4 protein-coding genes and 3 pseudogenes are annotated in these 12887 nt (G+C 56.9%); 4 read left to right on the top strand and 3 right to left on the bottom strand.

What is annotated here, in order from left to right:
- The first annotated feature begins 578 nt into the window (after positions 1-578).
- Together GWG67_RS12905 and GWG67_RS39095 are read left to right on the top strand one after the other, a co-directional pair.
- Positions 579-1000: pseudogene (locus tag GWG67_RS12905) on the top strand (YbgC/FadM family acyl-CoA thioesterase).
- Between the two features lie 599 nt (positions 1001-1599).
- The gene (locus tag GWG67_RS39095) at positions 1600-1896 is read left to right on the top strand and encodes a DUF4238 domain-containing protein (protein WP_354211537.1); all 297 of its coding nucleotides are present in this window, start codon (positions 1600-1602) and stop codon (positions 1894-1896) included.
- Here GWG67_RS39095 and GWG67_RS12895 read toward each other — a convergent pair.
- From GWG67_RS12895 to GWG67_RS12885, 3 genes and pseudogenes are all read right to left on the bottom strand, one after another.
- Positions 1865-1999: pseudogene (locus tag GWG67_RS12895) on the bottom strand (IS256 family transposase); the annotation flags it as partial. The gene GWG67_RS39095 and the pseudogene GWG67_RS12895 overlap by 32 nt on opposite strands.
- 97 nt (positions 2000-2096) lie before the next feature.
- Positions 2097-2489, bottom strand: coding sequence for an adenosylmethionine decarboxylase (gene speD, locus GWG67_RS12890; RefSeq protein WP_275169684.1), 393 nt, complete (start codon positions 2487-2489; stop codon positions 2097-2099).
- Positions 2490-2600: 111 nt separating this feature from the next.
- Positions 2601-3025 (bottom strand): annotated as a pseudogene (locus GWG67_RS12885) (transposase); the annotation flags it as partial.
- Between the two features lie 1820 nt (positions 3026-4845).
- Between GWG67_RS12885 and GWG67_RS12880 the strand changes: the two are divergent.
- Together GWG67_RS12880 and GWG67_RS12875 are read left to right on the top strand one after the other, a co-directional pair.
- Complete coding sequence (locus tag GWG67_RS12880; protein ID WP_275169683.1) at positions 4846-11313, top strand: non-ribosomal peptide synthetase; 6468 nt, start codon at positions 4846-4848, stop codon at positions 11311-11313.
- A 39-nt stretch (positions 11314-11352) separates the two neighbouring features.
- On the top strand, positions 11353-12732 hold the full coding sequence (locus GWG67_RS12875) for an MATE family efflux transporter (protein ID WP_275169682.1): 1380 nt from the start codon (positions 11353-11355) through the stop codon (positions 12730-12732).
- The last annotated feature ends 155 nt before the right edge of the window (positions 12733-12887 follow it).

The raw sequence follows: 12887 nt of genomic DNA, 5'->3' as shown, positions 1-12887 counted from the left end.
TGATCGACCGGAATGCCCTCGAGGCCGCCGTAAACGCGTTGTCCGACACATGGAAACCGCGGCGACGCGCTACGCGAACAAAATAGACGTCAAACGCCATTCAAAAGGGCCGCAGAGCTGCGCTTACCTTCGAGATCAAGCGCATTAACGGCCAAACGCCGGGCAACGGCTTGCCGCGCGCCGTAAACAATCGCGGCCGCTCATTGCCGAGCTTGAAATCTGGATGCGCCAGCAGCGAGCGTTGCTCTCCGCCAAGAACAATACCGCCAACTGCACTTATCTATGTGAATGGAAACGGCCACGTGGTCCCCAGCGGACTTCGCCTTGGGAGCGCCAGGGCCACGCCCTCCAATCCAGTGGCAAACAGGGTACCACAAAGCAGTCGGGACGTCGGGACTATGCCGGGCCAGCTTATTGGTGATTGATGCCTCAGTGTCTAACTTGCCTCTCAGAGTTGCATGGCGCGTGACCGTAGTACGTTTGGTCGCAAGGCCGCGCCATTGTGGGCCTACCAATGCGACTCTGGAGGGACCGATTTGCCCGACCTTGACGGCGAAATCCGGGACGGCGGGCACCACATGCAAGTCCGCGTTTTATTTTGAGGAAACAGATTTCAGCCAGATCGTATATCACGCGAACTATCTACGCTTCATGGAGCGCAGCCGAACGAACTACCTTCGGCTTCTGGGGACAGATCATCGCAGATTGTTCGAGACTAGCGGCCAGGACGCTGAGCGGCTTCGCCTTCGTGGTGCGTTCTATGAAACTGGACTTCTTCAAACCTGGTTATATGGATGACGTGATTGATGTGATCGCGGCTCATGAGGAGGTGAAGCGGGCTTCGATCGCGCTGCACCAACAGTGCAGGCGTGGAGCCGACTTGCTAGTCGAGACGCGTGTGCGTGTGGCCTTCGTCTCGGCTGGCAAAGCTCAACGCATCCCCAACAGCTCGAGGGATGCCACGGAAGCGAGCGTTAAGGGTGCTTCTCAGGCAGGCTGATTTTTGGCAGTGGTAAGACGCCCCCAAGGATCGGCGCAGCCAGCTGGAAAACGGCTTTTCGCGTCCGTCGCCTGTGCAATAAGCCGCGCAATTCCATCCAGCGTTTGCCGGACATTGATTTGGCGTGACAGCCGTTGATAGCGAGCGATCTTGGCGCCGTAAGGGATGCACTGCTCACACATGGCTTCCGCGCAGAGTCCAATTCCCGCAACCACCGATGCTTGGGATAGCAAGCCATACAGAGCCCCGGCCTTCGATGTTGGGATCCTCGGTCGAGACCTTGGTCGTTCGCCCTGCTTCATCAAAGTCGAGCGGCGGTATCGGAATTCCGTGGCTCGACAACTTGCTAACTGTCGCGAACACGGTCTCGCGGAGCAATCCTAGCCGCCATCCGCGGTGTGGGTTGCTGGCCCGCTTATTGTTGCGAGTGCCGAATGACCAGCTCTAGATTCCCGACTTGACCTGATATTCCTACATCGGGTTGGCCTAAACCGTCGACGGAAAATTAGGTTCGGACCTGCTCGATGGACTGCCACATCGCAGGACGGACACCAGCGGACATGCAACGGCGCAGGTAGGTATGTCGCTCCTGGCCGAGTATGTGGATATCGCGCGTTGCCTTTGTCCAAACAGGCCAGGCCTGGAAACAAGATGGCCACTCGCCGGGGGACCATGCCTGGGGAAAACTCGAAAGAGCCTGTAAACCAGCACTACGTGTCTACCTGCGCCAGTTCGCCAATAAGCATGGGAAGGCTCACCACGTCTTCGATCGCAAGAAGGCCCAGAGCTACAAGAACAACACCGAGGATGTGGCATGCCTGAACTACTTCAATCGCATCCAGCTCGGCGGTATGGATCCGGACGCGCTCGAGCGGCATTGCGCAAGATTTCGGTGAGTCGATCCTCGACGTTTCCTGGCTGACCCAGCTTGATGTTGTTATCGTTGGACATGGCATATCGCTCCTTCGGTGGAGAAGTGCAGGCGTCAAGCACCCCCACGATATGCCGACCTTCCCGATTCTCCCGTCACCAACTTTGGGCGATAGCTCGCGGGCGGAAACATGACCGGCTATTCCAACGAGATCGATCATCTGCTTCAATGCGTTGGCATGATCGACGCACCTCTCCGGAAGCTGCGAACGTCCGACCGTTCGGGCTGAAAGGCCTCAACTAGAATTGGCACGGCGCCCGCAGGATCGCTGTCGCCACATACGAAAACATCAGCGGCCGCGTAGGACCTCTCAGGCCAAGTATGCAAGGTAATGTGCGATTCAGCCAACAAGGCTATTGCGGAGACGCCGTGACCCGGACAAAACTTATGAACATGAAGGTGGAGTAATGTCGCACTCGCCGCACGGATGGCTTTTCGAATTGCGTCTTCCGCAATGGCCGGGTCGTCGAGGTTCTTCGCTCCCCATAGTTCGATGAGTATATGCGTCGCACCGGTAGACAGAGCCGGTGGGGCGTCCTTCCCGTCATCAATAGTCATTAAGAAATCTCCATTGAATTATCGGCCCAATAAGCTGAGCTATTCGGGATTTAGGTGACGAGGTGATCAGGCGCTTGGCTTGCCGGCACTTGCATGCTCTCAATGACGCGTTCAATCGCGAATTGCGACGACCTTGGGCAACCGATTTGTGCCTTTGAGCCGCCGCCAGGTCCTTGATGCGGCGATCACCAGCTTGAATACCATCAGCTTGGCTGTGGTTGGCGACAAGGAGGCCTTCGGCCGCACGGTCCTGTATCGCCCGGTGGCGAACACGCGCTCGATGGGTTTGGTGGTGCGCAAGTGATCCCAGTGTTCGGCAAGAAAATCGTAGAAGGCCGGCGGCGCTTCGCGATCCTTGACCAGGCATTCGACCGCCCGGCCGTACTTGGCGCAATCGGCGAAAACGTCGGTCGCCGCTTCGGCGGACGCTCGGTTCGCGCCAAATAGACCTCGGGCAAATCCTTCCTCATGGTGGCCTGCACCGAGACGGAGAGCTTGTCCAGGACGTTCACGGTCTTGTGCACCCAGCCGCGGCGTCGCCGACATTGGCCAAACTCGTTGTCATTGATGACGGCGCCCCCAATTGTTTTGCCAAGCCACGCCTCCCTTCAGGGCGTGTGGCGCTGCGCGACAAAGGCGTAACCGAGGCGACCGGCTCCGGTGACAAAGACGTTTGGACTCGCCTTGGGCTCAGCATTATGCCGGAGGCGGCGAGGCGGGTATTTGTGCCGTCGGAGATAGCACTGCTGGCTTCGAGTTTGAGGCCAAGTACCCAGCTATTCTTCTGCCAGTCGTAGCCGATCTGGTCGCCTGCCAGAAACACAGGAGTATCGCCGCGGCCGCCATAGACTGGCGGACCGCAGGGATTACTGAAGGATTTTTGGCCGTAAGCAGCACGGCCGGCGTGCCCGCCAATGTGTTCTCCGGACCAGCTCCACAGAGCCGATGGCAGTTGTACGTCCGCCGAATTGGCTGTGCCGCTTGCGGTGATCGTTGTCGCTTCCCAAAAACGAACTCCAGATCGCATCAAACACTCCGCGGCGCTTTCCCGATCCACTACCGATCGAGCTGGCATCGTGATGGCACCACGAATGAAGCAAGCAGCGTGCCGCTTGGAAGTGTGCGGTCTCAAGTTGCTTCGTACCGGGTGGGTACGTCACGTTGTGGACAATGGTCTTAAAGCTGACCGTCCGACAGCATGCTGCGCAGCAGGAAGCCCCTTTCCCGCTGCGGCAGCAGAAGGACACTTTTGTTGCCCTGGACAGATTTTCGATCAATCGAGACACATGCCGTAACGGCGAAGCCAATGGATATCGTCGGCGAGCGGAGCCGGTTTGGAGCTGGACAGTTCCACCCACACAGGGATCGCACGGCTACGCCGCGGTCATCGAATCCGGCTCGTGCGAAAGATCGTCACGAGGGATCATCACGCAACGCGGCAGTCGCAGGAAAGGCTCATCATCAGCGTCTTCCAGCTTACCACGAATATGAGGGCGGCAATAACAGTCTGGCTCCGGCTTCGCCGTAGTGCTAAGCGGCTTGGTCGCAACATTATTCGTATCGGTTCTGCTGTAGGCGCCGAGACGAAGCTTCTGTGACGCGCGAAGAGAACTGCCGAGCATGCATGTCGTGGAGGGTAAGCGAAGGCGCTACGCGCAATTCGATTCCGGTTCGGAAAGCCGTATCGGAGCGCCCTTTGGCCTAGACTGGACGTCGCCTGCGGGTCCGCAGCAAACGTTTTTGACTGAATTTTCGTTTGCACCAAGGCGGACGACTGCGAACAATCAGCGGATTAAGGAGCTCGCGGCGGATGGTTCTGCACGCCTACGAGGCGTTAGGCTGCCCCCTAGCTATCTCGTGATAGCCACGAGCACCAAATGTTTGAACGCTTAACGACTGTCCTTCAACGGCTATGGCAAACAACGCCGGCCTCGTGGAAAACGGTAACACACCTTTGTGCTGGTTCTTGCACAATCGATGTCATCGCTTGGGCGCCGCAGGTGGCCTGCAGCCCGGCGAACGCCAAGTCCGCTTCCATGAGGAGAGCCCAAATGCAAGAAACCACAAGCCCGAACGAGTCTCTGAGCGCGTTGGTTGCGGGTGCCATGCAGACTATCGCGTGTCTACTACAAGATCCGGTAGATGCCAACGCCAACTTGAGGCCCTAGCGTCCGGCCGCGTTCCCCTGCCGATCATCGAGGAAATCGAAGTGAACGCAAAAGACGAGAAGTTAAGAACGGGCAAAACGGCACAATATGACTGGCAGAACCAGAGCGGCTACGCAATGCACACCTCAATCAGGATCCTCGGTGTTCTGATTTGAGGGCCGCAGAAGGCGATGAATGGCGAGACACGTATGCCTACCGAAAATCGATCAGGAAAAAATCAGCTTGTGGAACGTCAGCCGGTCGATGCGATCACGGCGGTCGATCGCCTTGCAAGATCGGATCCGGAGAGGGTTGCGCTGAGGTACGGCGCAGACGAACTTACGTACAAGGCGCTGCGAGTAAGATCGGAATGCCTCGCGAGGACGTTACGAGAGCGGTGCGCTCGCGGCACAGTGATTGGCTATTGGGGTGAGCGGGACCTCGACTGGGCGACGGCAGTAGTCGCAATTTTGAAGGCTGGATCAACGTACCTGCCGCTCGATCCATCGTTACCGGCTCCGCGTACATCATTCATGATCGAGCAGAGTCGCTGTGCTCTGATTATAGGGCCAGCCCAGCTAGATTCGGTCAGGCCAATCCGGGCGAGCAGCGAAGGCGCCACGCAATTCATGACGATAGAGGCGGCGCTGTGCAAGGGCCAGACTTCGTCTGTTGTGCCATCATGGAGCGAGGATGGACTTGCTTACATTCTGTTTACCTCTGGTTCAACGGGCCGTCCTAAGGGGGCAATGATCGACCGTGCAGCCCTAAACAATCATCTGGCGGCAAAGATTGATGCCCTAACCCTCACTCGGACGGATTGCATTGCGCAGACGGCATCGCACTGCTTTGACATCTCGTTGTGGCAGCTTTTGGCGGGGCTTTGCGTCGGAGGCTGTACCGCGCTCATTGATGATGCGACACTGAAATCGCCAATATCGCTTCTCAAAGCGATTCAGGGACAAGGCGTGACGGTAGTTCAACTCGTTCCCTCGATGCTTGCAGTATTTGTTGAATATTTGCAGCCGCTTGCGGCGGCTGATCGAGCTCTGGACGGTTTGCGGATTATTTCGACGGTCGGAGAACCTTTGACACCCGCACTGGCGCGCGCGTGGCTTGCCTTATATCCGCGCGTCCCCATTCTCAACCACTACGGGCCGACCGAGTGCGCGGACGGCGTCACGCATCATCTGGTTTCCGCGCCGCCTGCGCTGGCTGACGCTTATGTGCCGATCGGCAAACCGATTTCTAATCTTGAGGTTTATATCGCCGACGGGCAGCGGCTGTGCAAGGCGGGAGAGGTCGGCGAAATCTGCGTTAGCGGCGTTGGCGTCGCGGCTGGTTACGTCAATGACGACGTCCGCACTAAGGATGCCTTTGGGCCAAACCCGTTCTCAAACGTTCCGTCCTTGCAGCGCCTATACAGGACAGGCGATCTCGGGCGCTTTCGTTCCGATGGTCTTTTGGAATGTCTCGGTCGACGGGACCGTCAGGTCAAAATCCGCGGGCACAGAATTGAGCTAGGAGAAATCGAGGCTCGCCTCTCCGCTCATCATTCGGTGCGTGGCGCCGTCGCGGTCGCCTCCGTCTGCGCAGGCGTAAAGCTTATGGCGAGAGACATAACCAGGGCCGAGGGGGAAAGCGGGACGAGACGACTCATCTCGTATGTGTCCGCTTCAGCTGAGGTAACGGAAGGCGAGCTTCAGGACTTCCTTGCTGAAGCTCTGCCCATCTACATGCTCCCAGAAAGAATCATCCACGTCGACGGTATTCCACTGACCAGTAATGGAAAGGTCGATTTTGGAGCATTGCCCGACCCGACCAGTCTTCGCCCTCCATTGCCGACGCCATTCGAGGAACCGCAAACCGACCTCGAAGCCCAGCTGCGCCAGATTTGGTCCGGTGTTCTGCGCCTTGAGAACATTGGTGTGAATGACCAGTTCATAAGCCTCGGCGGAGACTCGCTCCGGGCAATGCTCATATTGGGCCGTTTGCAGACCGAGCTCGGAGTGAGAACGGATTTCAGGCTGGTCCTGAATGGAACGATCCGATCTCTTGCGGCTTCGATCTCGGCGCTAGCCGAATCTAGACAGTACACAGCAGCCGCTTGCGGAAAGCTGCTTACACGATCGCCTCTGACGCGAGTTCAAGAGCACCTGTGGTTTCTTTCGCAGCTCGATCCGTCTGCCAAGAACTACATCATTCAGGGCGGCCTGCGAATGCGGGGCATCATCGATCTGGCCGCGTTCAATCGCGCCTGGACCGATGTAGTTCATTCCCATCAGGCACTTTCGGCACGCATTATCGACGAGGACGGTCCGGTTCAGCTTTTTGATGCTCCGGACTGCGCAAGTCTCCAATTGACTGATGCATCTCAACTCACGTCGCAGGAGGCTGAGAAGCTGATCGCAGAGCTACGGCGAACAGAGCTGAACGGCCGCTTTGATCTCAGCCAGGGTCATCTGTTTCGCGCGCGCATGATCAGTTTTGGCCCTGACAACCATCTCATACTGATCACCGCTCACGAAATCATCATCGATGCCTGGTCGATCTCTGTTCTGCTCAGGGACCTCCGACAAAGGTACGTGGATGCCGCGGCGTTTCTGCCAGAGAACCGAGTGTCACTCTCGACCTACGCGGTCTGGGAAACACAACACGCTACTCCGGAGGCGCTTGCCAACCAATGTAGCTATTGGCGTCGCCAGATTGGTGATGATCCGCCGGTGCTTTCGCTTGTAACGGGACGAGCGCGGCCGCAGACAAATTCGTATCGCGGCGCATCGCATGCGGTCCCACTTGGCAGCGAGCTATCCCATCAGATAAGGGAGTTTGCGCGCCGACATAGGTTCACCACGTCGACAGCACTCCTCGCATGTTTCAAGCTTCTGCTGCGGATGTATAGCGGTCAGGATGATATCATCGTCGGCATACCGCACGTCGTACGGGATCAACCTGGCAGTGCCGAACTTGTTGGTTTCTTCCTGAACATGCTGCCAATCCGCACCGCGATCGATGTGGGCCAGTCCTTTGCGGTTCATGCCTTGCGCATCCAGGCACTGGTCAGCGATGCCATCGCAAATTCGGCATATCCGTTCGGCTGGATGGTAAGGGATACCAGGCTACATCGCGAAGCGGGACGTTCACCGATCTTCCAAGTTATGTTCAACATGTACTCCGAGGCCGCGGAGCCACTTGGCGAACATGAGTTGGATCTGACATTCCGCGAATACGAGACCGGCTACGCAAAATTCGATCTGACATTGTACGCACAAGATCAGGGCGAGGAAATTGCCCTCCAGCTAGCGTACGCGGAAGACCTATTTTCCAGCGATCTGATTATCCGCATGGCCGACAATCTGCGCCGCCTGATTGCAGCCTGCATTGAGAAGCCGCTTACGCCGATTGAAGATCTGAGCTGCCTCAGCGAGTCAGACGTCGCGATGCTGGACGCGCTAGAGGGCTCGGCGCAGTCATATGATACCGAATGTCCGCTTGTCCAAGCGTTCGAGCAAATCAGCGTCTCTAATCGCAGCCAGGTGGCATATTATGGCGATTTCGGTCAGATCACATTCGGCCAGTTGCGTGAGCGCGTAACAGCCATCAGGTCGTTACTGCGGACTTCTGACGTGAGGGCTGGCGACATGGTCGCCATGCTGGTCGACCGGTCGCCTGACGTTGCTGCTGTCATTCTTGCCGCACGAGATTTGCAGTCCATTGTTGTCCCTATATCGCCGGATTATCCGCGTGATCGGATCGAACATATCCTGCGAGATAGTCAAGCAAAGCTTTTGGTTCACGCAGATAGCTCTGAACCTGCTTTTGAAGTGCCCTCGAGATGTTTATTGACGCTAGAAGCGTGCGGCGCGCCCGCGCGCGATTCTGAGTGCAGCGACAAGCCACCAGATCAGGGAATTGCGAGCCTTATATACACCTCGTCCTCAACCGGGAAGGCGAAGGGAGTTCTTATACCGGAATCGGCAATTCTCAATCGACTGAACTGGATGTGGCGGCGCTTTCCGTTCGATAGCACAGACGTGATGGTTGTTCAGAAGTCCGCATCAATTGTTGCGTCCGCTTGGGAGTACTTTGGGGGGCTTCTGAGAGGCGTGCCCGCCCTGATCCTAACCCAAGAGCAGTTGCTGGATCCAGATCTGTTGCTGTGCACCTTGGCGAGACATCGCGTGACACACTTGTTTGCCTCGCCGCCACTCCTGTCCGGCCTCATTGCTTCCCAAGAACGGCACTCGCGACCGACCGCCTTGCGCTTGGTCACAAGCAGCGCCGAACCGATGCCTTCCTGGCTCCCTGTTCGCTGGCGTGAGTATTTCCCGGACGTGCCGTTGTGGAACTTCTATGGTGCTACGGAATGTGCATCCAATGCGGCAGTCTACGAAACATCGGATGCCTGCGACGGCTTGTCGCGCGTCCCCGTTGGACGCCCAATCGATAACGTCAAACTCTACGTGCTCGATGCCCGGTTGAAGAGAGTCCCGGTCGGAGCCGCCGGCGAACTCTGCATCGCGGGACGCTGCGTGAGCGCTGGGTACTGGCGGGATCAAGATCGGACCAACCGCTGTTTCGTGCCGAATCCGTATGACGGCGGGCAATACAGCGTTCTTTATCGAAGTGGCGATATCGCGCGCATCTCAACAAGCGGCCTTCTCGAGATTTGCGGCCGATCGGACAACCAGATCAAAGTACGGGGCTTTCGCATCGAACTGGAGGAGGTCGAATCAGCCCTTGAGTCTCATCCGGCAATCGCAAAGGCCGCGGTCGTCGCAGAAGACATCGATGACCATCGTCGGTTGACGGCTAGCATGGTTCCGGCTCGGGACGGTCTAAGCTCTGCAGATATTGTCACCCACTTGCGCCAAACATTGCCGTCCTACATGATTCCCGCCTCCTTCCGTTTGGTCGCCAGTATTCCACTTACGGCGAACGGAAAGATAGATCGTGCTCGCCTGTCGTCCGGTCCTTACCGCGAGGTCGGGCCTGTTCCATCTGCTGAGCTCTGTACGAGGAAGGAGAGCATTCTTGTTGGGATCTGGCAGGATCTATTAGGCGCCAAGTGGGTCGGACTCGATCAAAGCTTCTTTGATATCGGCGGCGACTCTCTTCTCAGCGTGCGCTGCGTCACGCTGGCGCGCAAAGCGGGGCTGAATCTCACTGTCGACCAACTCTATCGAACACCGACCATCAGGGAATTGGCAGCAGACGGAGCGGCAATTACACTCGATACCTTCCTTTCCGGCGACGGTTCATTGCCAGTCACCCCCGCAATCTCATCTTGGAACCGTCTTGTCGGCTTCGATGAGCATTTCAACATCGGCGATCTGTTTTTCTTGCCCGGCGGCGTCCTGAATATACGAATGCTGGAGCGCGCCCTTGCCCATGTCATGGATAGGCATGAAGGCCTCAGACTCCGTATTGCCCGAACCGACGACGGTCTACGTCTGACAATTGGACCTTCCGGGGTCGAACGCCTCGCGGAGGAGATCGATCTTGTCGGAATGACCGACCCAGAGCAGCGTAAGGCAATCGAGAGCATCTCAGCAAGACGTCAAAACATGTTTCGGTTTGACGGCCAGACGCCTCTTGTTAACGCCACGGTGTTCCGCACATCGGAAAGCGGCGATTACTATCTGCTGGTCCTGATGCACCATTTTGTAGCGGACGGGATAGGCTATCGACTGTTCCTGGAAGCATTGGATGCGGCGTACGCCCTGGCCTCGGGCCACGCCCGGAGCGGCCCCGAGAACATACAACTGCTCTCTGCATGGTTGAAGCGCCTTGAACACTACGCGAACAGCGAAGCGCCAGCCGAACTCAGCTACTGGGAGAGGATTGACTACCATCAGTTCAATTTGCACGTCAGCGCCACCTCATTGGGCGGCGCGAGCTTTTCGAAAGTGACCGCGAGAGAGCTTCATTATGCACGCCTTGAAGGTCGCATGGATGAAGCGAATTGCCGCTCCCTTTGGGAAGATCAGGGCAAGTACCATCTTGAGATTGATGAAGAAGCGACAGCTGATCTCCTCAACATTTCAGCCAGATTGGCGCACTGTCAGGACTTTGATGTGTTTCTTGCCGCCATTTCTGGCGCCTTTGGCCGCGTTTTCGGCAATTATTCGCTCTGGATCGATAGCCTTACCTCAACCCGAGGTCGGCTGTTCGACGATCTCGATCCATCTCAGATCATCGGTCATATCAGCGAGCTCGTTCCGCTTCCCTTGAGTCTCACCGGAACGGAGCCCCGTCCCGATCGTGCTCGTTCAATATACCGCCAGCGCAATGCCCTGCCGCGCAGCGGAATAGGCTTTCGGGCCATGAAATTCGTAAACCGAGATCCAGCCGTGCGGAGCCGGATCGATCGCCTGCCTTTGCCCAGAATTGGAGTGAATTATCGGGCGGGTTTGCAGCGCCATTTTCCACGCCGTTTCCTAGGCAAGGAACCTTCTCCACTTTGGATCGGCGAAGACATGGATGAAGGGGCCGTGATTCACCTCTTCTGGCTCGATGTCGGATATCAAGCCGGCCATCTACAGATCGAAACGAGGTATGATCCAACCCAAGTCGGTTATGAGGTGACCCGTAATCTTTGCATGGTGTTGCAACAGGAGCTGTTGCAGACGATCAGCGAATTCGGAAGAGCTGGGGGCACCTTCATCCATGAATGAGCCGGATGCAATTTCGCCATCGAGAGCGATCGCAATGTGATGCCAAAGAAAAAGCAGCACATCGATCTATCGGATCCCAATCTCTCGAGCCTTATCCTGCGGCTCGCCATTCCGTCTGTTGTTGGCTTATCTATCCACGCGTTACAGCAGGTCGTCAACGCGATCTTTGTTGGCGCACTTGGCGCGCAGGCGCTCGCAGCTGTCAGCATGACCTTGCCGATCGTGGTCCTGCTCGCGGCAGTCGGACAGGGGATCGGTGTTGGAGCAGCGTCGTTCATATCTCGTCATCTTGGCGCCGGTGAGTACCTGGAGGCGAGTCGAGGCGCAAGTACTGCACTCGCGCTCGCCACCCCGATCGGTATCATAGTGACCGTCGCTCTGCTTCTAAACCTGCGAGGGATCTTCGTAACGCTCGGGGCAAGTCCAACCATCATGCCCGTGGCGCTCGACTACGCGGCGACGCTTTTGTTCGGGTACACCCTGATGCTTCTAAACATTGTCAACGGCTTCATCGTCAGAGCCGAAGGCAACACACGATCCAGCATGTGGACGATGATGACCGCCTTCATACTGAACGCGGTGCTTGATCCCGTCTTCATATTCTTGCTGGACTTGGGTGTGCGAGGCGCAGCCCTCGCGACGCTGGTATCTCAGATCGCTGCTATTAGCCTCTATATCGCGTATTTTACGAAGCTTGGCGGAACAGTTGTCGTCAGGATATCTCACATATCATTGCGAGTAGATCGCATCAGCCAGCTAGCGTTCATAGGGGCGCCGTCGACGATCACCAGTATCTTATCTGCTGTTGCCGTTATGCTCTTGTACGGAGCTGCTGCGCCGTTCGGCGACGATTCGATCGCCGCCGTGGGAATAGCTGTGCGAATCTTGACGATGGGTGCACTACCTATCACCGGCTTCTGCATAGGCTCTCAAGCTGTTCTGGGTTTCAGTTGGGGCGCACGCGACTTTGCTCGTGTATTGAAGGCTGCGAAGTTCATGCTCGCCATGACTGTCGCTCTTGCCGTCGCGTATTCTGTGGCCGTTGTGATTTTTGCGCGACCTTTGGTCAGGCTGTTCAGCAATAGCGATAAAGTCACGGAAATTGCCGTCTCGACCTGCATCGTCTTCCATCTGTTTTTTGGACTGTTTGGTGTTGGGAGTTTTGTGGCGACGATGCTTCAGTCGTTCGGGAGAGCACGCCTCAGTGCGGTTGTGTCCTTGGCAAGGCAGGGCTATCTCTTCATACCAGCCGTACTGTTATTCCCCATCATATCGGGTTTCAACGGACTGTTGGCCAGTCAAGCAATCGCTGAGCTGAGCGCCGGAATGATCGCGCTGTTTGTCATGTTCCACCAATTCGCTGAGCTCAGACGAGCGCTCCAGCATCCTATTTCAAGAGCGATCGAGATCGCGGGTTGACCTGACAAGAGACATCATCGGAGCTCAGAGCAAAAGGGCCTACATAGCCGGGGAGGTGTTGCGCTACAAATACAGTGTTATTCGGCTTGCGATATGGGCTCTATGTTATATCTGGAACGGTCAGGATCGCTTCCTCACCTGTCACATGCTAATTA

The sequence above is a fragment of the Bradyrhizobium sp. CSS354 genome (genome assembly GCF_029051725.1).
GTDB lineage: Bacteria > Pseudomonadota > Alphaproteobacteria > Rhizobiales > Xanthobacteraceae > Bradyrhizobium.
The sequence above is the reverse complement of the archived record's forward strand: the minus strand, read 5'-3'. Positions and strand labels throughout refer to the sequence as shown.

What these genes read in the sequence shown, in the direction of transcription:
- GWG67_RS39095 (WP_354211537.1), top strand. Translation starts at nt 1,600, where the DNA reads ATGTGGATATCGCGCGTTGCCTTTGTCCAAACAGGCCAGGCCTGGAAA.
- GWG67_RS12875 (WP_275169682.1), top strand. Translation starts at nt 11,353, where the DNA reads ATGCCAAAGAAAAAGCAGCACATCGATCTATCGGATCCCAATCTCTCG.
- GWG67_RS12880 (WP_275169683.1), top strand. Translation starts at nt 4,846, where the DNA reads ATGCCTACCGAAAATCGATCAGGAAAAAATCAGCTTGTGGAACGTCAG.
- speD (WP_275169684.1), bottom strand. Translation starts at nt 2,489, where the DNA reads ATGACTATTGATGACGGGAAGGACGCCCCACCGGCTCTGTCTACCGGT.